The organism is Polynucleobacter sp. AP-Sving-400A-A2, from assembly GCF_018688155.1.
In the GTDB taxonomy this organism is placed as follows: domain Bacteria; phylum Pseudomonadota; class Gammaproteobacteria; order Burkholderiales; family Burkholderiaceae; genus Polynucleobacter.
Genome location: NZ_CP061312.1, coordinates 1500338 through 1522466, shown reverse-complemented (window position 1 = coordinate 1522466; position 22129 = coordinate 1500338). Strand labels below are relative to the sequence as shown.

The window sequence follows — 22129 nt, the reverse complement described above, 5'->3', positions numbered from 1 at the left end:
GGAATACCTATGCCGTATATAGCCCCAGTAAAAGACATGCTATTCGTGATGAACGAACTAGCAGGTCTATCTGAAGTGGTTTCCTATCCTTCTTATGCTGAGGCTGGCGCTGATGTAGATTTAGCCCCGGCGATTTTGGAAGAGTCTGCCAAATTTAATCAAGATGTTGTAGCGCCTCTCAATTGGCCTAGTGATCAAAAGCCTAGCTCACTAAAGGATGGTGTCGTCACCACTTCCCCTGGCTTTAAAGAGGCTTTTGAGCAATTTGCTGCAGCAGGTTGGCAAGGTGTCGTGCACCCTGCAGAGTTTGGCGGCCAGGGCTTACCCAAGCTAATTGCCACTGCCTGCTTTGAGATGGTGCATTCAGCGAGCTTGTCATTTGCTTTGTGCCCCATGTTGACTGATGGTGCGATTGAAGCTTTATTGACTGCAGCAAGTCCTGAGTTGCAAGAGCGTTATGTGCCTAAGATGATTTCTGGGGAGTGGACTGGATCGATGTGTCTCACAGAACCTCAAGCAGGTTCCGATCTATCGATGGTGCGTTCTCGCGCCGTCCCTGAATCTGATGGCACGTACAAAATCTTTGCTACCAAGATCTACATCACCTATGGTGAGCACGACATGGCAAAAAATATTGTTCATCTCGTACTAGCTAGAACACCAGATGCACCAGAGGGTGTGAAAGGTATTTCCTTATTTGTAGTACCGAAGTTTTTGGTAAACGCAGATGGCTCGCTTGGTGAGCGTAATGATGTGTACTGCGTCTCGATTGAGCACAAGCTGGGCATTAAGGCTAGCCCAACTGCAGTCTTACAGTTTGGCGATCATGGTGGCGCAACTAGCTATTTAGTAGGCGAAAAAAATCGTGGCCTGGAATACATGTTCGTCATGATGAATGCTGCCCGCTTTGCGGTCGGTATGCAGGGTATTGCAGTTGCAGAGCGCGCCTATCAAAAAGCAGTGCAATATGCCAAAGACCGCGTTCAGAGTCGCGACCTTGCTGGGTCGCCAGGTCCTGTAGCAATTATTCATCAGCCTGACGTGAAGCGGATGTTGATGACTATGCGTGGCTATATTGAGGCGTCCAGAGCTTTAGCTTATTACGCGGCAGCTGCTTACGATACTCAGCATGCCTCGCCTGATGAAGCGGCTCGCAAGCAGAATCAAGCGGTATATGAATTTCTGGTACCGATTGTGAAAGGTTTTTCAACTGAGATGTCGATAGAGGTTGCAAGCTTGGGTGTTCAGGTGCACGGTGGTATGGGCTTTATCGAAGAGACGGGCGCCGCACAACACTATCGTGATGCTCGTATCCTGACCATTTATGAAGGCACTACAGCGATTCAGGCAAATGATTTGATTGGCAGAAAGACAGTGCGTGACGGTGGAGTAACTGCGAAGCTGTTCTCGGACAGAATCCAGCAAACTGAAAAAGATTTAGCAAGCAGTGGCACCGCAGATGCAAAAGCGGTATTGAAGCAGCTAACCCCAGCTCGTGAAGCGTTTGAAGCTTCAGTGGCTTACATTGTGGCGAATGTAAAGACAGACATTAAATCAGTGTATGCAGGTAGTTTTGCCTACTTGCGATTATGTGGCTTGGTATTAGGGGCATGGCAAATGGCACGCGCTTTACTGGCCGCACAAGAGTTGCGTGCAGGAGACCCGAATTTCTATGATGCCAAGATTGCTACTGCACGATTCTTTGCAGAAAATCTATTGCCACAATCTCAAGCTCTTGCAACCTCGATATTAGAGAGTGGCCAATCCACTAATGCGCTGACAGCGGAACAGTTTTAAGAGTTAAATAACTATCGCCACCTATCGATAGTTGTCGATCAAAAAGCTATCCGTATTACTGGGATAGCTTTCTTGCTTCCTGAAGTTGGGAGATGAAAAATTGTTCAAATGCAATTGCCAAGAAGGTCATCATCACACCAGCACCCAAGACCAAAGAAAAAATCACCGTCAGCACAACCGGCCAACCAGACTGAGTTGCTCTGCTAGGTTCTAAGCCTGGATTAAATTGGGCGTCCCATCTTTCATCAGGGCGTAAGCCATAGGTGATAGTGGTCAACCAACTGGCTTCAAGGGTAATGAAGCCGAAGGTGATGAGCACCCAACCCGGTGCAGAGTGAAAGTGCGCCTCTTTCAGAAGGAGCCATCCAGCGATTCCGCCAATGAAAGAAAGTAGTTGTGCCCAACCCCAGAAGGATTTCAATCCTTGTAAATAAAAACAGTTCAAGCCGGTCCCAGGAAAAAATAATCCAAGTGAGCAGAATAGGAGTTTGTATTTTTTCATTCAGACTTTCAGTAGTGAGCTATTTTTTTATTTTGATGAAATATTTTTTTGCATGAAACTTAAAACTTCGCGATCTGCGCCAATCATTAGTAGTTGGTCGCCGTTACGCACAATCGAGCGGTAATCATTTAATTCGTAAAGGAAATCATTTTCTAATTCCATGCGTTGGGGCGCACAGGCCATCTTTGTGCTGACAATTTGATCAAGCGTAAATCCTCTGGCATCTTCAGTGATGCGTGCGGTAAAACGATTGCAGCCGGTAGATCCACTGATCCTCTCACCGTTGGCGTCAAAGATGATTTGGATGGGGTTGCTATTGTCACCCTGAGGAATTTGCCGGGCGCGTACCTCACCTTTGCTATTGGGTGCGAGATTCCAGCGAACGAGCTCCCATTTAGTATTTCGAAACTCGCTGCTTGGAGGACTGGTTTTGGCGTTGCAGGGTGGAATGACATTAGCGCAGGCGGTCAAAAGACCTAAGCCGAGACAAGAAAGCGTGAGAAAAAAGCGCTTTATAAGGCCTTTAGAGGGTCTAAAAGTGGCTATTCTCATGGTAATATTTCTGTAAGCTATTGTTTTTAATAATAATTTTATAATTCACTGGATACCATTCTACTGTTGAAGCTAAAGAGACGTTCGCTTAAATAGGTGGATCAAGTAGGGGTTTTCGTCTAGAATATGAGGTTTTCCGCTATACCGTGCATTTGTTTTGTTAATTTGCGCTATAGCTGGAGCCCAAGATTTTGTAGTAATTTCATTGGGTTGTACTCAACCTGTTTTCATTTTAGATTTTAAGGAATAAGTATGGTCGTCATTCGACTGGCACGCGGCGGTTCAAAGAAGCGCCCTTTTTATAGCATCGTGGCTACAGACAAGCGCAATCGTCGCGACTCGAACTTTATCGAGCGTATTGGTTACTTCAATCCACAGGCAGCAGCGACAGAGCAAGCAATGCGTATTGCTCAAGATCGTTTGACCTATTGGACTGGTGTTGGCGCGCAGATCTCTCCAACTGTAGTTCGCTTGATCAAAAATAATCCTGCGGTTTAAAGACTTCAATTCCAAAGACTCTCTCTTCGCGATAAAGTCTTTGGTAACAGAATTTACTGGTAGTGATATTTGGGGAATTGAGGTGGCTTCAATATGAATACACCTTCCCTAGATGATTTGATTGAGCTCGGTGCAGTTCAAGATGCTCAAGGCTTACAGGGTCAGATTAAGGTTCGACCTCATTCCTCCGATCCCGTAGCCCTCTTATCTAGCAAAGAATTGTGGTTATCTCTCATTCCTCGTCGGAGTGCGGGTGTTGCTGCGTCTCATGAGCAGGCCTCATTGACTTTGTATAAGGTGAAGCAAGCGAAGATGCATAGCGGCACGGTAGTGATTGCTTTGGATGGTATTAATGATCGCGATCAGGCGGAGGCCTTAAAAGGTGCTCGCATCTTAGTTACGCGTGAGGTATTTCCCAAGACAGATAGCGATAGTTATTACTGGGTTGATCTGATCGGTTGTAAAGCAATCAATCTTCAGGGCGAGAGTCTGGGTGAGGTGCTTGATGTCAACGATAACGGCGCTCATGGAATCATTGCCCTAGGTGATGCGCAAACTAAAACGGTAAAACAGTTGGTGCCTTTTGTAAAAGAAGCGGTGCAAAATATCGACTTGCCTAATAGGCTGATTACGCTAGACTGGCAATCCGACTGGTAATCAGATAAGTCATTGATCCCCCATATGCGCTTTGATGTAGTTACCTTATTCCCTGAAATGTTCTCCGCTTTAACGCAGTGGGGCATTACTGGACGTGCCTGCGAACAAGGCCTTGCCAATATTCATCTTTGGAATCCTCGGGATTATTGCTCTGACCCTCGCAAGACAGTGGATGATCGGGCATATGGTGGTGGTCCGGGCATGGTCATGATGGCAAAGCCGCTGGAAGATACGATATCTGCTCTTAAAGCGGCTCACCACTCTCAAAACGTCGTTTCTGGACCAGTCTGCCTCCTTGCTCCCCAAGGAGAGGTCTTTTCTCAGAAGATCGCGACAGATATTCTGAGCTGTGGCAATTTCATCTTTATTTGCGGTCGATATGAGGCTGTTGACCAGCGTTTTGTTGATCGAAACGTCGATTTGCAGCTTTCAATAGGTGATTTTGTGGTTTCTGGCGGGGAACTGCCCGCTATGACCATGATGGATGCCGTCATTCGGCTCATTCCAGGCGCCCTGGGTGATGGCGAATCTGCTGTTCAGGACAGCTTTATCAATGGCCTTTTGGACCATCCACACTACACCCGCCCTGAAATATATGAAAATTTATCGGTTCCGGACGTGCTTTTGGGCGGACATCACGCTAAAATAACAGATTGGCGTCGGCAGAAGTCTTTAGAGCTGACGTTAAGGCTTCGACCTGATTTAATTAAATCAGCAAGAGCTAATGGGTTGCTAAGTAAAGAAGATGAGCAATTTCTTCGAACGCTGTAAGTAATTATGGTTTTGAATGAAGTGTTTGTGTTTTGATTTAGTGAAATGGTTTTAACTGCATCCTCTGTCTGGTCCGTTGATGAAAGTCTCGGGATTAAACGCTGACAAGATGTTTAAGGATTAATAATGAATTTGATCGAAAAAATTGAGCAAGAAGAAATTGCTCGCTTAAGTGTTAACAAAGTACTTCCTGCTTTCGCTCCTGGCGACACAGTCGTTGTTGGCGTAAACGTAGTTGAAGGTACACGTAAGCGTACCCAGGCCTTTGAAGGCGTTGTGATTGCTAAGCGCAATCGCGGACTGAACTCCAGCTTTATCGTTCGCAAGATTTCATCTGGCGAAGGTGTAGAGCGTACATTTCAAACTTACTCACCATTGATCGCTAGCATTGAAGTGAAGCGTCGCGGTGATGTACGTCGCGCGAAGTTGTACTACTTGCGTGATCGTTCAGGTAAGTCTGCACGTATTAAAGAAAAACTTCCTGCTCGCAAGGTCAAGGCAGTTGCTGAGACAGCAGCGGAATAAGGTTTGCTTTAATCCAAAAAGAAGGCGGCCTAGGCTGCCTTTTTTATTGCCCTAAAATAAAAGCCGATGCCAAAGAATTTCAAACCCCAAGAGCCAGAATTGAGTATTGCTACGCCATTGAATTTTGATGCGCAGGCGATTCCAATCCATGAGGTTTGTACCGCTCAGCCCAAAGTGATTGCGCATCATTTGGATCCATCCAGCCTAAAGCATCGCTTTCAGAATCCGCCTGTTTGGCAGCCAGAGATTACTGATGAGAATCGACACGTTATCGCTGCAGATATTATTTCCAAGCGTCAGGCCGCTGGAAAGGTGACGCGGGCAGCTGTCTTAATCCCCCTGCTCCTAAAGAAGGATGGGCTATCCGTGTTACTGACCCAAAGAACAGATCATTTACACGACCATGCTGGTCAAATTAGCTTTCCAGGTGGGCGGATGGATCCGAGTGATTCAGATCCTAATCACACTGCTTTACGGGAAAGTGAAGAGGAAATCGGTTTGGACTCACAAGGGGTCGAGATCATTGGCCATTTACCTCAATATTTAACGGTTTCGGGCTATAGTGTGACGCCGGTTGTGGGCTTGGTAAAACCTCAGGCAGAATACGTATTAGATGCATTTGAAGTGGCGGATGTTTTTGAAGTGCCTTTACATTTTTTAATGGATCCTGCAAATCATCAAGTGCGGGTCTGGGAGAGTGATCAGGGTAGTCGTCGGTTTTATTCAATGCCCTATGAGAATCGTTTTATCTGGGGCGCTACTGCTGGAATGTTGCGTAACCTTTATCATCTATTAAAAGTATGACTTTCTTTTCTATTCTCTTCGCCCTCATTGCTGAGCAATATCGCCCAGTAACCTCGAGCCATTGGATCGCGCGCATGAGCGCTCGCTGGCTTGATTGGGTCGCTGGTGAATTCGGTGGCAAGACTGAGCAAGGTGCAAGCCCTGTAGGTGCGCGCATGGCCTGCTTGGTGGCATTCATCCTGCCAACATTCTTGGTCTTTGTGCTGTACGTTGTTTTCATGGTGACCTTCCCAATTCTGGGATTCCTATGGAATGTATTAATTGCCTATCTATTTTTTGGCTTTCGCCAATTTAGCCACTCCTTCACGTTGGTTCACGAAGCGATTGCAAATCATGATTTGCCAGCAGCTCGCTTAGCATTAGCTGAGTGGTATGGCCCTGAATTAGATGCTTCTGAGCTCACCGAGACTGAAGTGATTTCACTTGCACTAGAGCGTGCCATTATTGGTTCACACCATCATGTATTTGGTGTACTGTTCTGGTTCTTAATGCCGATGGGTCCTGCAGGCGTAGTGTTGTATCGCTTAGCTGATACTGCTGCTCAGCGCTGGTCAGAAAAAGGTGACTTTAATTTGAGTGAGTCAGCGCGCCATTTCTTCTACGTATTAGATTGGGTGCCTGCACGCATCACTGCAATGGGCTTTGCGATTGTGGGTAACTTCGAAGGCGCTGTCTACGCATGGCGTCACCTGACTGGCAAATGGTCTGACTCTCTGTCAGCAGTGATCTTGGCATCTGGAAGCGGTGCCTTGGGTGTTCGCTTAGGCGAGCCCATGAGCGAACCTGATAGCGACGAAGCTTTGCGTATGGCCGAAGCTGGTGAGCCTGTTTTTTACGAAGTAGGTCTAGAGCCAAATGAGCGTACTATGCGTTCCGCTGTTGGCTTGGTATGGCGTTTAGTTATCGCTTGGATGGCTTTATTGCTAATGCTGACCATCGCTCTTTGGCTTGGCTAATGCCCTGAATTTGTGTATCGGCGGTTTTTGAGTCGGAACGCAACTGTCTAAATAGCGCTAGTCTCTCAGGCGCAATTTCATTTTTGTCGACAGCTTCTCGTATTGCGCAATCTGGCTCTGATTGGTGCGCACAGTTATGAAAGCGACACTTGCCTAGCAGATCATGAAACTCCCTAAAGGCGTGCTCTAGCTCGCTCACTGACATGTGTGCCAAGCCAAACTCCTGAAAGCCCGGCGAATCAATTAAAGCGCCTAATTTGCCACTAGCATCACGCCCCCACGCCTCGGGTAGCTCAAAGTAGCGGCAAGCGGTGGTGGTGTGTTTGCCGGTATCTAGGCGTACTGAATATTCTTGGGTAATCGCTGCTGCATTAGGTACCCAGGCATTGAGTAGACTAGATTTACCCATGCCAGATTGACCAACGAACACAGATACTTTGCCGCAAATGGCAGGACGCAATGCTTCGATGGAGGCCTCATCAAACTTGGCGGAAACCTCAGTGACGGGATAGCCCATACGAGCGTAAGGCGCAATGATCTTACGAGCGTGTTCCAAGTTATCCTTGAGATCACATTTATTCAGCAAGATATGCAAACCAATTTGATTGGTCTCTGCAGCAACAACCGCTCTTCCTAATAGATCGGGAGAGAAAGCCGGTTGCGTAGCTAGCACGACCAATATTTGATCGACATTGGAAGCAATGAGCTTGCTTTTAAAAGCATCGGATCGATAGAGTAAATTTTCTCGTGGCTCGATGCGAATAATCCGCGCCTGGTCCACCGAGGTCATCTCCAACAACATACGATCGCCCACGGCGCCAATGTGCTGCTTCGCTGGCGTACTGACTTGAAGTAATTCACCGGCAGGGGATTCATTTCCACGCTCGTCTTTAACTAAGCGCTGCGCTAAATAATGCCTTCCATAGGAGGCAGTCAGTAGCGCATGAAATTGTTCCATTAAATAAACAATTCCAGATTACTTAATTAAATCGTTTGAGATTAGCAATGCGCAATGGAGCTGGTGGATGCGAGCTATAAAAAGCGGTATAGATCGGATCTGGCGTTAAGGTCGATGCATTATCTTGATAGAGCTTAACTAGGGCAGAAATCAAATCGCTTGCAGAAGATTTATCTGCAGCAAAACCATCTGCCTCATATTCATGTTTGCGTGATGCCAGGCTAGATAGCGGTGTTAGGAAGAAGCTAAATACTGGTGCAATGAGCATGAAAAGTGCCAAAGCCAAACCACCGTTATAGCCGTTCAGATTGGGCATTACCCCCAGATCGCTGTAGAACCATGGCTGTGTGCTGATCCATCCCAAGAGTGCAAATGTCAGAAAGCTCATCGCGAATGAGACCAGTAAACGCTTGCGGATATGGTTGCACTTGTAGTGACCCAGTTCATGAGCCAGAACGGCCTCTACCTCGCCGGGATTGAGTTTCTCAATTAAGGTATCAAAAAAGACAATACGCTTGGCTTTACCCATGCCTGCAAAAAATGCATTGCCGTGCGCACTGCGCTTACTACCATCCATCACAAATAAACCTTGGCTAGCAAAATCACAGCGGCTTAATAAAGCTTCAATTTGGGTTTTCAGTGGCCCCTCTTCTAGCGCTTCAAACTTATTAAAGATCGGTGCGATGAAGGTCGGAAATATCCACTGCATTAATAGACTAAATACAGTGAGCACGCCCCAAGCCCACAGCCACCAAAATTCACCTGCTTGAGCCATCAGACTGAGGATGACCCAGAGGAGGGGAACGCCAATTGCGCCACCAACACCCAAGCCCTTAAACATATCGCTGAAAAAGAGTTTGGCATTCATGCGATTAAAACCGAAGCGCTCTTCTAGGTAAAACTGTTTGTACCAAGAGAAAGGCAGGTCGAGAATTCCGGAAATCAAGACGATGGATATCAGCAGTGCCATTTGCTGAGCAATTCCCTCGCCCAATAGTTGCAAAAGCGATAGATTTAAGATCTGTAAACCACCCAAGAGCGTGAAGCCGATGAGGATAATTGCACTGACGCCATTCTCTAAAATACCTAGGCGCAGTTTGGCAAGCGTATAGTCGGCAGCCTTTTGATGTTCGGCCAAAGAGATCTGGGATACAAACTCAGCAGGCACCATATCGCGGTTGATTGCGACGTGCCGAATTTGGCGTTGGGATAACCAGTGGCGTAGACCAAAGCTGGCGATGAAGGCGATTAGAAAAACAATTGTGAATGTCATGAGATGATTATAGATATGAGTGAAAAAACAAGTACTCCAGCGCCAAAGGTGGCGCCAGCCAATGAGCACCTGATTTGGGTAGATATGGAGATGTCAGGCCTAGATCCTGAAAAAGAGCGTATTTTAGAAATTGCGGTGATCGTGACCGATGCGCACCTCAACACTATCGCTACCGCCCCTGTTTGGGTGATCCGCCAGGAAGACGCCTTATTGGAGGCGATGGATGCCTGGAATAAGGGTACTCACGGCCGCTCTGGCCTGATTGACAAGGTCAAGGCCTCAACCACGGATGAAGCCACTGCTGAAGCTGAATGCATTGCCTTTTTGAAAAAATACATCAAGCCTGGTATTGCGCCAATGTGTGGCAATACCATTGGTCAGGATCGACGCTTTATGGCGAAGTACATGCCAAAACTAGAGGCCTTCTTTCATTACCGAAATATTGACGTTTCAACACTCAAGGAGCTCTGCAGGCGTTGGCATCCTGAGTTGGTCAAGGGTTTCACCAAAAAGCAGGCGCATACCGCCTTGGCCGATATTGAGGAATCTATTGAAGAGCTTAAGTACTACCGAGAAAAGTTCATCGTGCCTTTGCCGGAGTAATTCTGTATTCAAAACCATCGCCCACCTTATTTCTTAATAGCGCTCTTGGGCCTAAAAGCTTTGATGATGGTCTCATCGGTTTCGATATAAGGGCCACCGATCAGGTCGATGCAATAGGGTACGGCAGCAAAGATACCTGGAACAATAGATTTGCCCTCGGCGTCCTTTAAGCCTTCAAGAGTTTCTTTGATGGATTTAGGTTGACCTGGCAAATTAATGATGAGGGTGGTGTGCCCCTCGATTTCTCGTAAAACTGCGGTCTGGCGTGACAAGATAGCTGTAGGTACAAAGCGCAGGCTAATTTGGCGCATTTGCTCGCCAAATCCGGGCATTTCCCGGGTTCCAGCGTCCATTGTGGCCTCAGGGGTGAGATCTCTGCGTGAAGGGCCTGTACCGCCTGTGGTGAGGACTAAATCACAGCCGAGATCGTCGGATAGCTCCACTATCGTTTCTGTGATGACCTCCCGCTCATCCGCAATTAGACGCTCATGAAAGACGCAGGGACCGCTGATAGCGGTTTCTAGCCATAATTGCAGGGCAGGGATGCCCTCATCGGTATAAACGCCTTTACTCGCTCTATCGGAGATCGAAATTAGGCCGATTTTGATTTCGTTGGGGGAGGATCTTTTCCAGGCTTCGGTATGCTTCATGTTTCTATTCTAGCTATTATTAGGGCATGCTTACACACTCATCAAATCAGTTTCAAGAAATCATCGATTTCATGCTCACAGAAGCCAAAAGACGCGGTGCCTCAGATGCCGTAGCTGAAGTTTCTGAAGGCCAAGGTCTCTCCGTTACCGTTCGCAAAGGCGAGGTCGAGACAATTGAGCAAAGCCTAGATAAGCAGGTTGGCGTCACGGTATTTTTAGGCCATCGTCGAGGCAATACTAGCACTAGCGATTTCTCCAAGGATTCTTTAAAGGCGACTGTAGAGGCTGCGTACCATATCGCCCAACATACGGCCGAAGATCTGTGCGCTGGTCCTGCTGAAAAAGAACTGCTCGAAAAACATCCGCTCAATCTCGATTTATTTCATCCATGGGACTTAGACTCAGCGACGGCAATCGATATTGCTCGAATTGCTGAGGGTGCTGCCTTTGCAGTCAGTAAGCAAATTCAAAATAGTGATGGCGCTTCAGTATCAGCACATCACGCACATTTTATGATGGGGACCAGCCACGGATTTATGGGGGGCTACCCATTCTCACGCCACTATATTTCTTGTGCACCAATTGCAAATGAGGGCGGTAAAAAGTCACTCATGCAAAGAGATGATTGGTATTCCAGCTCACGCATTCCTGGGGAGTTGGCTGATCCAGCTGCCATTGGTAAATATGCAGCAGAGCGTGCGCTTTCACGCCTTAAAGCAAGGTCGCTCAGTACGCGCCGTTGCCCAGTGATATTTGAAGCCCCCTTAGCAGCAGGTCTACTGGGCGGCTTTGTGCAAGCAGTATCTGGTGGTGCTTTATATAGACGCTCTAGTTTTCTATTGGATAGCTTGGGCAAGCAAGTGCTACCAAAGCACATTAGCGTCTTTGAAAACCCTCACCTCAAGGCAATGACGGGAAGCGTACCTTTTGATGAAGAAGGTGTGAAGACCTCGGCGAGAACCGTGGTTGAAAAAGGGATTTTGCAAGGCTATTTCTTATCCACTTATTCCGCCAGAAAGCTCGGTATGAAGACTACTGGCAATGCGGGAGGCTCGCATCATCTGACATTACAAAGTCGCAAGACGCCAAAGGGCGGATTGCCTGCACTTCTGAAAGAGATGGGCACAGGCTTGCTAGTTACCGAACTCATGGGGCAGGGCGTGAACTACGTCACTGGTGATTACTCGCGCGGCGCCTTTGGCTACTGGGTAGAGAAGGGTGAGATTCAATATCCGGTCGAGGGTATTACGATTGCCGGTAACCTGCGAGACATGTTGATGGATATTGAGATGATTGGTAGTGACACACTGATTCGGGGTACCAAAGAAACAGGTTCCATCCTCATTGGATCCATGACTATTGGTGGTAAGTAAAGCAATAACATCATCAAAGTACAGAGAACATCAATAAGAAAAAACTATCTTGGAGGAGAAGACGATGCAAAGACGTTCCTTTTTAAAAAAAGCCACTATCGGTGCAGGCGCAGCAGCATTAGCAGCACCATCAATTGCTCAGAGTTTGCCAACCTTAAATTGGCGTTTGGTCTCCAGCTTTCCTAAATCCTTAGATACTTTATTTGGTACCCCAGAAGTCTTTGCCAATGCCTTGCGTAAAGCAACTGATGGTAAGTTCAATGTCAAAGTATTTGCCGCCGGTGAAGTAGTTCCAGCCCTACAAGTATTGGATGCCGTTCAAAACGGCACAGTGGAGTGTGGCCATACCGCCAGTTATTACTACTTAGGAAAAAACAGCGCATTTATTTTTGATACGGCAGCGCCTTTTGGTATGACAGCACGTCAACAAACTGCTTGGATGTTGCATGGCAACGGTATGAAGCTGATGCGCGAGCTCTATGCCAGTTACAACATTGTTAATTTCTTAGGCGGACAAACTGGTACCCAGATGGGCGGTTGGTTTCGTAAAGAAATTAAATCTCCAGAAGATCTTAAAGGGCTCAAATTCCGTATCGCTGGTTTTGCAGGGCAAGTGCTGGCAAAGTTAGGTGTAGTGCCACAACAGTTACCTGCCGGTGAGATTTACTCAGCATTAGAAAAGGGCACGATTGATGCTGCAGAATTTGTTGGCCCCTATGATGATGAAAAGTTGGGTTTAGCTAAGGTTGCGAAAAACTATTACTACCCTGCATTTTGGGAGGGCGCGGCTGGACTCTCATTCTTGGTGAATAAGAAGCAGTGGGATTCATTACCTCCTTCATATCAAGCAGCATGGGAGGCGGCCTGCTTTGAAGCGCATGTAGATATGTGCGCTAAATACGATGCCTTAAATCCACCAGCATTACAGCGCCTCATTCAGAATGGCGCGGTCTTGCGTAAGTTCAATACCTCCATAATGGATGCCTGCTTTAAGGCAAGCCAAGAAACTTATGCCGAAGAGTCCGCTAAGAATCCCCAATTTAAGAAAATCTTCGAGGACTACCGTGTATTCAGAAATATGGAAGCGCAGTGGTTCAATGTTGCTGAGCAAGCGTTCTCTCAATATAGTTTTGCTAAGAAGCTTTAAGGTCTAATTTGTGAGCATAAAAATTTAGCTGCAGATACAGAAAAACCACTCTAGAGTGGTTTTTCTTATAAAGTAAATGAAAGTATTTTTTTACTGCTTCTTAAATACCTGTTTTCCATTGACCCAGGTTTCATTCACTTCAATATCTCGAATTTTGTAGGCATCTGTTTTCATTGGATTCTGATTCATGATAGCGAAGTCAGCATATTTGCCTTCCTGAATCGATCCAATCTTGTCATCCATTTTCAGCTGATAAGCGGCATCAATTGTGATGGCTTTTAAAGCATGATTAATGGAAATCTTCTGACTTGGATTCAGCACTTTTTGGGGTGAGACTTGCCATAAGCGAGCAGCACCTTCAGAGGCATACCTGAGTGGATGTATTGGTGATACAGGTGAGTCGCTATGATATGCAAAACGCATACCCCTTTTAATCAAGCTCGCGCTAGGGTCAATTTGATCCGCTCTTTCAGGCCCAATGAGGTGATTATGAAACGCCTCACCCCAATAGTCAGTATGTCCAATGGTGAACCCAGGAACAACGCCAAGCTTTGCTGCTTTATCAATCTGCGCTTCAGTTGGTACAGTGAAGTGCTCAATTCTTAATCTAGTTTTAGCATCAGCTGGTTTCGTAACTAACTTTGCAAAAACATTCAAAGTCTGCTCAATTGATCTATCACCATTTGAGTGAACGGAGAGTTGCCAGCCCTGATCAAATCTTGGCTTGGCGAGATCATATAGCTCTTGCTCGGTAAAGTTGAGAGTGCCCTTATTGCTTGTACCGGCTGGATAGTCGTACGGCTTACTCATTGCACCGGTTAGCCCTTGATTGGAGCCATCAGCCACAATTTTGACACCGATTAATTTAAAGGTGTCATCACCTTGCCCTGGCTTGTACTTATTGTTCGTGGTCGGGTATGCATTCGAATACATATAACCTCTCACCCGAACTGGAAGCTTGCCACTTTGGGTCATTGCATTAAACAGGGCATATTCCTTATCAACGCCAAGGTAACCGCCTACAGTGATTTCTGCTGAAGTAGTGACGCCTTTGCTGACCAGTCTTTGACCAACCTTAGCAACAGCTTGTTCAATTACCTCTTGAGTGGGTGGCGGCATCTTATCAAGGAACAGATAAAAAGCAGGCGCTTCATAAACTACACCAGTTAAGCGCCCCTTGCTATCTCTAAGCAACTTTCCGCCCTTGGGATCGGGGCTGGAATCAGTTAATCCTGCCATTTCTAGAGCCTTATGATTCACGTAAGCAATATGCATACTTTGATTCATAACAAAGATAGGCTTGGTGGTGGATACCTTGTCTAGTATGTCCGCGGTTAATTCAGACATAAATGGTTCTGTTCTAGATGGATCAACGCCAAAGGCATTAATCCATTCACCATCTTTAAAGTTTTTACTATAGGCAGTTAGCTTTGCCACCAAACTATTTAATGTGTCATGGGGCATCGTGAAGTTGGAGAGATTGAGGAAAATCTCTTCTGAAAATGCGGTGCCTATGATGTGTACATGTGGTTCAACTAAACCAGGCATCAAAGTTTGCCCATTCAAGTTAATCAGCTTTGTATCTTGTCCTTGCAGAGTCTTGAGCTTAGCTAGAGAGCCAACCTTGATGATTTTTCCATCTTGAACCGCTACAGCCTCTGCAGTAGGGTGTGATTTATTCATCGTGACAATATCGCCACCATAAAAAATCATGTCTGCCTCGCTTTTTGCGAAAACAAACGCACATTGGACTATCAATAGGGCGGAAAGTAATTTTGATGAAAATTTCATAGATACTTCCTTTTGAAAACTGATTTAAAGACGGGTAACAGATTAAGCGGTATCTTTATCTACGCTCAAGCGTAATAAAATGAAATGTAATTTCACCTTCAGATGCGGGGGTGCGCTCCACTTCTTTCCATTCGGATTGATTAGGAACTTCAAAGAAAGTATCGCCACCCTCTACATCGATATCAATTTCGGTGATGAAAAGGCGATCTGCTTTGGTGAAAGCTTGAGTAAAGAGTTGCTCTCCACCAATCACAAATACTCGGGGAAATTCATTTAAGGTTGCGAGTGCTTCTTCAAGGGAGTTGACCACTTCCGCACCAGCCAACTGGAGATCAGCATTACGACTCACCACAATATTGCGACGTCCCGGAAGAGGGCGGCCAATAGACTCCCAAGTCTTGCGACCCATGATGACAGGGTGACCCATTGTTACTTTTTTGAAGAACTGCAGATCAGCAGAAATCTTCCAAGGCATTTGATTGTCTTTACCAATCACGTAATTACGTGAGCGGGCAACAATCATGGAGATGGCAGGGTTTTTAGCTACGGTCATGAGGATCTAATTTCTTAAACAGCTACTGGAGCTTTAATGGCGGGATGAGATTCATAGCCAGCGATTTCAAAATCTTCGAATTCGTAATCAAAGATGGAGTCTGGTTTGCGCAAAATATTGAGCTTAGGTAGCGGGAAAAAATCTCTCGAGAGTTGAACATCAACTTGTTCTAAATGGTTGCTATAGAGATGGCAGTCGCCACCAGTCCACACAAAGTCGCCCACCTCTAAATTGCACTGCTGCGCCATCATGTGAGTCAGTAGAGAATAGCTAGCAATATTGAAGGGTACACCCAAGAAGATGTCCGCACTACGTTGATAAAGTTGGCAAGATAGCTTGCCATCAGCAACATAAAACTGAAAGAAAGCGTGGCAAGGCGCCAAAGCCATGCGCGGAATATCTGCCACGTTCCAAGCGGAAACAATAATACGACGAGAGTCTGGATTCTTTTTAAGGGTTTCTACAACTTCAGCGATCTGGTCAATATGCTCACCATTCGGTGCTGGCCATGAGCGCCACTGATAGCCGTAAATCGGGCCAAGGTCGCCGTCTGGAGCTGCCCATTCATTCCAAATGGAAACACCACGCTCTTTAAGCCAGTTGTTGTCGGTGCTGCCTTTGAGGAACCAGAGTAATTCCAAAATAATGGACTTCAGATGCAACTTCTTCGTCGTCACCATCGGAAAGCCCTCGGCCAGATTAAAGCGCATCTGATGGCCGAAGATGGAGATAGTGCCGGTACCGGTTCTATCGGATTTTTGGACGCCCTTTTCAAGGACTTCCTTCATGAGATTGTGATATTGACGCATAGGTTTACTCAGTCAAATAATTCAGTGATATTAAGAGCTTACTCGAATGTCGCTGGGCTGACCCCAAGCGCCTTATGAAGCTTTGGGGATGTGGTGGTGTATTGGAGTTGAATCTGCTTTTCAGGGGCCAGATAGGCGGCTGCAGCAAAGGCCGCTAAGGCTGCCTCATGAAAGCCTGACAAAATCAGTTTTTTCTTGCCCGGGTAGATATTGATATCCCCAACGGCGTATATGCCAGGAGTGCTAGTCTGAAAGCAGGCAGTATCCACAGCAATTTGCTTACGGTCGATATCTAACCCCCAGTCGGCGATAGGGCCTAATTTGGGTGAGAGCCCATAAAACAATAAGAGTGCATCTAATGCAATCATCTGAACTTCGCCATCAATATTGGCAACGGCAATTTCAGTCAGTTTGTCAGCGGAGGATTCAAGGCCCGTAATTTGCCCAATGATGAGTTGCATCTTGCCAGCTGCACAAAGAGCGCGCATCTTGGCAACGGATTGGGGGGCTGCTTTGAATTCATCTCTGCGATGAATGAGTATCACGCTGGCTGCTCGCTCTGCAAAATGCAATGCCCAATCCAGTGCGGAATCTCCACCACCGCAAATCACGATGCGCTTACTGGCAAATTGCTCAGGATTTCTGACGCGATAAAAAATTTGTTTATCGACAAAAGCCTCAATGCCATCTAGGTTGAGCGTGCGCGGTTGAAATGCACCAACACCGGCAGCTATAAAAATCGCTCTACTCAAAAATTGCTGATCTTGGGATGTGCGAATCAGAAAACGACCATCAGCCTGTTTCTCAAGGGTAGAGACTTCCTGGTTTAAGTGAAACTGTGGTTTGAATGGCTCAATTTGTTTCAGTAGATTACTAACTAGCTCACGACCAGTGCAAACCGGAATCGCCGGAATGTCATAGATCGGTTTATCTGGGTAGAGCTCGATACATTGACCGCCCACTTCAGGTAGGGAGTCAATGACATGCGCTTTAATTTCTAAGAGACCAAGTTCGAAGACTTGGAAGAGCCCCACCGGACCGGCGCCAATAATGACTGCATCGGTTTCAATGGGGAGGTGCAATTTACTTTACCAGCTGATCAATTTTGTTTTTAACGTCTTTCCATTCATCAGCATCTGGAAGGGCTGCTTTAGATTTGGTAATCGATGTCCATCCCGATGAAAGATCAGCATTCAATTTGATGAAGGACTGTTGATCTCCTGGTACATCATCTTCTGCATAGATAGCATTGACTGGACACTCTGGTACACAGACTGCGCAATCGATACATTCATCTGGATCGATCACTAAAAAGTTAGGACCTTCGCGAAAACAATCGACTGGGCAGACATCAACGCAATCAGTGTATTTGCAGCGAATACAAGCTTCGGTAACAACGTAAGTCATGATGGTTTGCAGGTAAGGAGTCCAAGTGAATGGACTACCAAGTTATAAAAGTTCATTTTAGCCGAATCAGCTTATTTTTCAGGCGAAAGCCTCAATTTACTTGAGGTAAAGTCACGTTATGAACACTCCAGAAAATACCTCCAAAAGCATCCCAAAACCCAAAATTTTGGTCGCAAGGGCCATTTTTCCTGAGGCGCTAGCCAAATTAGAGGACCTCTATGAGGTTCAATCTAACCAGTCCGACAAAATATTAAGCCCAGAAGAGTTGCAAAAAGCGCTTTCAGAAGTCCAGGGCGCCCTAGTAGCAGGAAGCGAGCGAATTGACGCTTCCGCTTTAGCTCAAGCCAAAAATTTAAAGGTGGTAGCGAATATCTCTGTTGGCTATAACAATTTTGATATCCCAGCCATTACTGCTGCTGGGGTCATGGCTACGAATACCCCTGACGTTCTTACGGATACAACCGCTGATTTTGGTTTTGCCTTGTTAATGGCAACTGCTAGGCGTATTACGGAATCCGAGCATTGGGTGCGAGCGGGCAAGTGGGATCAATGGTCGATTGTGAATAATCCACTGGGCATGGACTTGCATCACAGCACAGTCGGCATTATTGGTATGGGTCGTATCGGCCAAGGGATTGCAAAACGTGCCTTAGGTTTTGGTATGAAAGTGATTTATCACAACCGCAGTCGCTTATCTTCTGAAGATGAACAAGCTTGTAGTGCAAGCCATGTTTCCAAAGAGGAGTTATTACGTATTGCCGACCATGTGGTGTTGGTACTACCTTACACAGCTCAAAATCATCATACGATTGGCGCCGCAGAAATTGCGCTGATGAAACCCACCGCAACCCTGATTAATATAGCTCGTGGCGGTATTGTGGACGATGCGGCCTTAGCAAAAGCGTTGCAAAGTGGCAAGATCTTTGCAGCGGGCTTGGATGTTTTTGAAGGCGAGCCTCAAGTACATCCAGAGTTACTCAAGTGCAGCAATATTGTGTTGGCTCCGCATATTGCCAGTGCTACAGAAAAAACACGTAGAGCGATGGTGGATCTTGCGGTGGAAAATTTGCGAGCCGCGCTGGATGGGAAGAAACCACCAAGCCTAATTAATACAGAGGTATTTACAGCCTAGCTGAAAACTTAATCTGCTTCAATTTCTTCTGGGAGCTCACGAAGAGCAAGTTCAATGCCACCAAATTTACCTGCAACCCAGTTGTAGACTTTGCAAGCAATCCATAGCAAAGCAAAACCCAGTAATGCGTTGAGGATTAATGCAGAGAGAACGGTAAATCCAGGAATGGCACCGTCACGAATGAAGGCTACAAACAAGGCTAGCAACACAATTGGTACAGAAAAGCAAAGGTAAACCAAAACCAGAGTTTTGGCGGTATGCATTGGGTCTACGAAGGCAATTTCTTTTTTGGTGAGTTTCATGAGGTGCAATCTTAAAGCAGTCCGTCGAAAAGCGCCACATCTACCCAGTCACCGGCCGCAACATTTCCTTGGTCGTGAGGCAGGATGACAAAGCAATTTGCCTCGCTCATCGAGCGTAAAATTCCAGCACCTTGGCTGCCGGTCAGCTTGACCGTGGGCTTCCCGTCGGGGCCACGCCCCATAATGGCACGCTGAAATTCTGTTCGACCCGGCTTTTTCCGAATCGGTGCCTCGGCAATTGCTTGGGTCATGAGCTGCTCAGTTTGGTTTGCGCCGTTGAGTTGCAATAAAGCTGAGCGGACGAATTGGTAGAAGGTCACCATGACGGCTACTGGGTTGCCGGGCAGGCCAAAGAAAAGAGTTTTGCGGCTGGAATCACCAACAGGCTTGAGCATCCCAAAGGCCATGGGGCGTCCTGGGCGCATGGCAATCTTCCAAAAGCCTACATCACCCAGTTCTTGCATGATTTGCTTAGTAAAGTCTGCCTCACCAACAGAGACTCCACCAGAGGAGATCAGAACATCTGCTTTAGAGGCTGCATCTACGAAGGCAGCTTTCAGCGAGACAGGATCATCACGCACAATGCCGCAATCAATAATTTCTAGATTGAGTCGATTGAGTAAGCCTGTCAGGCTATAGCGATTACTGTCATAAATACTGCCCGTATCTAGAGCTTGACCCAGGGGACGTAATTCATCTCCAGAGGAAAGAATGGCCACCTTGAGTTTGCGATGCACTTTGAGGCTGGCGATGCCCAAGGACGCAGCTAGGCCAAGATCGGAGGGTCGCAATAAGCGACCAGCTGCAATAGCAGCTTTACCGTTTTGCAAATCTTCGCCACGTAAGCGGCGATTCTCTCCACGCTTTACTTGGTTTTGTTTAAAACCGACACTTGACTCGCTTACGGATTCCGTAAACTCTTGAGGAATGACGGTATCACAGCCATTGGGCATGAGGGCGCCAGTCATGATCTTGAGGCATTCGCCTGGACCGGTAGTCCCTTCGTAAGGTTTGCCGGCATAGGCTGTACCAACAATCTTCAAGGTAGCTATGGCTTCGCTATTTCCCAGGCAATCGCCATTAAAGGCAAAGCCATCCATGGCGGAGTTATCAGCAGCAGGGACATTAATTGGGGAAAGCAAATCTTCCGCCAAAATACGATTAATCGCTTGATCCAAAGTGACTAACTCAATATCACTCGCATTGTTTAGCTTGCGAGACTCTAGAAGTAATTCATTGACTAGATCTGAGATAGCCTTGCGCGCCTCATCCACATGAAGTGAAGCAGTCAAGAGAATAGGGCTATTAGGGGAGTGCTTAATTGAATCGGTCATGACGATATTTTTTCTAAGGCAGCTAATTCTTCCGGTGTGTTGACGTTGGCAAATGCTTGAGCATTTTCAAATACAACGGTACCAGAGCGCAATTCTTTAAACCAGCGGTCAATCTTCAAATCACCTTTACTTAGAAAGACATTTAAAGAGTCTTGTAAATCACTTTTCATTAGGCAGAAAACCGGTTGGGACCATGTCTTGCCGTCACCCTCTTTTGAGGAAGCAAAGACAAGTTCTAAATTACCGCCTTCCAATTGATGCGCCATCTTTTCGGCAAGATCGGTCGGCAACAAAGGAGAGTCGCAAGGCGATGTTAGTAAGTAGGGCGTTTTGCAATGCTTCAGTCCAACTGAGAAGCCAGCTAGTGGGCCAGAAAAATCCGGAGTTTCATCCATGAGTACTGGGTAACCATAGTGGGAATACTTTGTAATGCTACGGTTAGCATTAATCAGAATAGTGCTGACTTGGGGTTTGAGTCGACTGATGGCAGATTCAATCAGGGGCTTGCCATGAAAAGGGATTAAACCCTTATCAATACCACCCATTCTTTGGGCGCGGCCCCCTGCCAAAATGAGTCCAGTAATGTGTTCTGAGCTAATCATTACCCGCCGATGTAAGACATCTCTACTTTGCGAGCGGATTTTGATCCAGCAGTATTGGATCCCCGAATTTCTGAGTAGTGATCATTGCGCCCTGACCATGTCGACATGATGGCGTTGGCAATTTCTAAATCACTCCTACCGGAACGCAATAGCGTTTTGAAATCAAAACCTTCATTTGCAAACAGGCAAAGATAGAGCTGGCCATCTGTGGAGATACGCGCGCGAGTGCACTCATGGCAGAAAGTTTGTGTAACACTAGAAATAAAGCCAATTTCACCGGAGCCATCAAGATAGCGCCAGCGCTGAGCTACTTCACCAGAATAGTTAGCCTCTATAGCTTCTATCGGAAAGACGGCATGAATACGATTAGCAACTTCCTGCGAGGGGAGTACTTGAGACATATCCCAGCCGTTAGAGCTACCTACATCCATAAATTCAATAAAGCGCAGTGTTACGCCAGTGCCTTTGAAGTGCTTAGCCATACCAATAATCTCTTGGTCGTTTGTGCCCTTCTTAACCACCATATTGACTTTGAGATTAGTAAAGCCAGCCTCTTTAGCTGCTGCAATGCCATCAAGCACATCAGTAACTGGAAAGTCGACATCATTCATTTTTTTGAAGACATCATCATTTAGGCCGTCAAGGCTAATGGTGAGGCGATGCAAGCCTGCGGCTTTTAATGCAGCCGCTTTCTTGCGCAAAATACTGCCATTCGTAGTTAAGGTGAGATCAAGGGGTTGATTTGTCGTAGTACGAATCTTGGCTAACATCTCAATCAGTACTTCGAGATTTTTGCGCAACAAAGGCTCGCCACCAGTGAGGCGAATTTTTTCTACGCCCAGTGAGGCAAAGATAGTTGTTAAACGGGTGATCTCTTCAAAGCTGAGTAATTCATTATGAGAGAGATAGGGGTAGTCTTTGTCGAAGATTTCCTTAGGCATGCAGTAGGTGCAGCGGAAATTACAGCGATCAGTGACAGAGATGCGTAAATCTCTTAGCGGGCGTCCGCGGGTATCTTTGGTTGAGGTACTCGCAGCTAAGAGCTGTCCTGGTATGGACGGCATCAGGCCTTTACCTTCATCTAAACGTATAGGGATTACTTTTTCAACCATGCGTAATTATGGCCGTGAAAC

Annotated in this window: 25 protein-coding genes; 11 read left to right on the top strand and 14 right to left on the bottom strand. The window is 46.5% G+C overall.

What is annotated here, in order from left to right:
- Positions 1–9: 9 nt before the first annotated feature.
- Positions 10–1797: an acyl-CoA dehydrogenase gene (locus C2758_RS08020; protein WP_215327710.1), complete on the top strand. Its 1788-nt coding sequence runs from the start codon at positions 10–12 to the stop codon at positions 1795–1797.
- A 55-nt stretch (positions 1798–1852) separates the two neighbouring features.
- Here the strand turns inward: C2758_RS08020 and C2758_RS08015 are convergent, their stop codons facing one another.
- Together C2758_RS08015 and C2758_RS08010 are read right to left on the bottom strand one after the other, a co-directional pair.
- On the bottom strand, positions 1853–2299 hold the full coding sequence (locus C2758_RS08015; protein ID WP_215327709.1) for a hypothetical protein: 447 nt from the start codon (positions 2297–2299) through the stop codon (positions 1853–1855).
- Between the two features lie 27 nt (positions 2300–2326).
- On the bottom strand, positions 2327–2851 hold the full coding sequence (locus C2758_RS08010) for an META domain-containing protein (RefSeq protein ID WP_215327708.1): 525 nt from the start codon (positions 2849–2851) through the stop codon (positions 2327–2329).
- A gap of 252 nt (positions 2852–3103) precedes the next feature.
- Between C2758_RS08010 and rpsP the strand changes: the two genes are divergently transcribed.
- The 6 genes from rpsP (at position 3104) to C2758_RS07980 (ending at position 7062) form a co-directional block, all read left to right on the top strand.
- Positions 3104–3349, top strand: a complete 246-nt coding sequence (rpsP, locus tag C2758_RS08005; RefSeq protein ID WP_011902362.1) for a 30S ribosomal protein S16 — start codon at positions 3104–3106, stop codon at positions 3347–3349.
- 93 nt (positions 3350–3442) lie between these two features.
- The gene (rimM, locus tag C2758_RS08000) at positions 3443–4006 is read left to right on the top strand and encodes a ribosome maturation factor RimM (protein WP_215327707.1); all 564 of its coding nucleotides are present in this window, start codon (positions 3443–3445) and stop codon (positions 4004–4006) included.
- A gap of 24 nt (positions 4007–4030) precedes the next feature.
- Complete coding sequence (gene trmD / locus C2758_RS07995) at positions 4031–4777, top strand: tRNA (guanosine(37)-N1)-methyltransferase TrmD (RefSeq protein WP_215327706.1); 747 nt, start codon at positions 4031–4033, stop codon at positions 4775–4777.
- A 126-nt stretch (positions 4778–4903) separates the two neighbouring features.
- Positions 4904–5302: a 50S ribosomal protein L19 gene (gene rplS / locus C2758_RS07990; RefSeq protein WP_215304837.1), complete on the top strand. Its 399-nt coding sequence runs from the start codon at positions 4904–4906 to the stop codon at positions 5300–5302.
- A gap of 66 nt (positions 5303–5368) precedes the next feature.
- A complete protein-coding gene (locus C2758_RS07985; RefSeq protein WP_215327705.1) occupies positions 5369–6106 on the top strand; it encodes a CoA pyrophosphatase in 738 nt (245 codons plus the stop codon).
- On the top strand, positions 6103–7062 hold the full coding sequence (locus C2758_RS07980; protein WP_215327704.1) for a CobD/CbiB family protein: 960 nt from the start codon (positions 6103–6105) through the stop codon (positions 7060–7062). Before C2758_RS07985 ends, C2758_RS07980 begins: the two co-directional genes overlap by 4 nt.
- On the opposite strand, the gene rsgA is transcribed toward C2758_RS07980, so the two are convergent.
- Entirely contained in the window at positions 7007–8020 is a 1014-nt protein-coding gene (gene rsgA, locus C2758_RS07975; protein WP_215327703.1) for a ribosome small subunit-dependent GTPase A, read from the bottom strand. The genes C2758_RS07980 and rsgA overlap by 56 nt on opposite strands.
- A gap of 22 nt (positions 8021–8042) precedes the next feature.
- Complete coding sequence (locus tag C2758_RS07970; RefSeq protein WP_215327702.1) at positions 8043–9293, bottom strand: M48 family metallopeptidase; 1251 nt, start codon at positions 9291–9293, stop codon at positions 8043–8045.
- A gap of 15 nt (positions 9294–9308) precedes the next feature.
- Here C2758_RS07970 and orn point away from each other — a divergent pair, with 15 nt between their 5' ends.
- Entirely contained in the window at positions 9309–9896 is a 588-nt protein-coding gene (orn, locus tag C2758_RS07965; RefSeq protein ID WP_215327701.1) for an oligoribonuclease, read from the top strand.
- Between the two features lie 26 nt (positions 9897–9922).
- On the opposite strand, the gene mog is transcribed toward orn, so the two are convergent.
- Entirely contained in the window at positions 9923–10546 is a 624-nt protein-coding gene (gene mog, locus C2758_RS07960; RefSeq protein ID WP_215327700.1) for a molybdopterin adenylyltransferase, read from the bottom strand.
- A 26-nt stretch (positions 10547–10572) separates the two neighbouring features.
- Here mog and pmbA point away from each other — a divergent pair, with 26 nt between their 5' ends.
- Both pmbA and C2758_RS07950 read left to right on the top strand, forming a co-directional pair.
- Positions 10573–11919 carry a metalloprotease PmbA gene (gene pmbA / locus C2758_RS07955; protein WP_215327699.1) on the top strand — a complete coding sequence of 449 codons (1347 nt, stop codon included), beginning with the start codon at positions 10573–10575 and terminating at the stop codon, positions 11917–11919.
- A gap of 64 nt (positions 11920–11983) precedes the next feature.
- Complete coding sequence (locus C2758_RS07950) at positions 11984–13066, top strand: TRAP transporter substrate-binding protein (RefSeq protein WP_215327698.1); 1083 nt, start codon at positions 11984–11986, stop codon at positions 13064–13066.
- A gap of 90 nt (positions 13067–13156) precedes the next feature.
- Here the strand turns inward: C2758_RS07950 and C2758_RS07945 are convergent, their stop codons facing one another.
- From C2758_RS07945 to fdxA, 5 genes are read right to left on the bottom strand one after another with little or no spacing between them, the layout of a single operon-like run.
- Positions 13157–14857 carry an amidohydrolase gene (locus C2758_RS07945; protein WP_215327697.1) on the bottom strand — a complete coding sequence of 567 codons (1701 nt, stop codon included), beginning with the start codon at positions 14855–14857 and terminating at the stop codon, positions 13157–13159.
- 55 nt (positions 14858–14912) lie between these two features.
- On the bottom strand, positions 14913–15410 hold the full coding sequence (locus tag C2758_RS07940) for a dihydrofolate reductase (protein ID WP_215327696.1): 498 nt from the start codon (positions 15408–15410) through the stop codon (positions 14913–14915).
- Between the two features lie 14 nt (positions 15411–15424).
- Positions 15425–16219 (bottom strand): thymidylate synthase, encoded by a 795-nt coding sequence (locus C2758_RS07935; protein ID WP_215327695.1) that lies wholly within the window; start codon positions 16217–16219, stop codon positions 15425–15427.
- Positions 16220–16257: 38 nt separating this feature from the next.
- Positions 16258–17301 (bottom strand): NAD(P)/FAD-dependent oxidoreductase, encoded by a 1044-nt coding sequence (locus C2758_RS07930; RefSeq protein WP_215327694.1) that lies wholly within the window; start codon positions 17299–17301, stop codon positions 16258–16260.
- A 1-nt stretch (position 17302) separates the two neighbouring features.
- Positions 17303–17626, bottom strand: a complete 324-nt coding sequence (gene fdxA, locus C2758_RS07925; RefSeq protein ID WP_215327693.1) for a ferredoxin FdxA — start codon at positions 17624–17626, stop codon at positions 17303–17305.
- Positions 17627–17744: 118 nt separating this feature from the next.
- Between fdxA and C2758_RS07920 the strand changes: the two genes are divergently transcribed.
- Positions 17745–18758 (top strand): D-glycerate dehydrogenase, encoded by a 1014-nt coding sequence (locus tag C2758_RS07920; protein ID WP_215327692.1) that lies wholly within the window; start codon positions 17745–17747, stop codon positions 18756–18758.
- A gap of 8 nt (positions 18759–18766) precedes the next feature.
- Here the strand turns inward: C2758_RS07920 and C2758_RS07915 are convergent, their stop codons facing one another.
- Genes C2758_RS07915 through moaA form a run of 4 tightly spaced genes read right to left on the bottom strand, consistent with a single transcriptional unit; the run spans position 18767 to position 22108 of the window.
- On the bottom strand, positions 18767–19060 hold the full coding sequence (locus tag C2758_RS07915) for a hypothetical protein (RefSeq protein ID WP_015421612.1): 294 nt from the start codon (positions 19058–19060) through the stop codon (positions 18767–18769).
- An 11-nt stretch (positions 19061–19071) separates the two neighbouring features.
- Positions 19072–20394, bottom strand: a complete 1323-nt coding sequence (gene glp, locus C2758_RS07910) for a gephyrin-like molybdotransferase Glp (RefSeq protein ID WP_215327691.1) — start codon at positions 20392–20394, stop codon at positions 19072–19074.
- The gene (gene mobA / locus C2758_RS07905) at positions 20391–20996 is read right to left on the bottom strand and encodes a molybdenum cofactor guanylyltransferase MobA (RefSeq protein ID WP_215327690.1); all 606 of its coding nucleotides are present in this window, start codon (positions 20994–20996) and stop codon (positions 20391–20393) included. Before mobA ends, glp begins: the two co-directional genes overlap by 4 nt.
- Positions 20996–22108 (bottom strand): GTP 3',8-cyclase MoaA, encoded by a 1113-nt coding sequence (gene moaA, locus C2758_RS07900; RefSeq protein ID WP_215327689.1) that lies wholly within the window; start codon positions 22106–22108, stop codon positions 20996–20998. The genes mobA and moaA overlap by 1 nt, the downstream gene beginning before the upstream one ends.
- Positions 22109–22129: the final 21 nt, after the last annotated feature.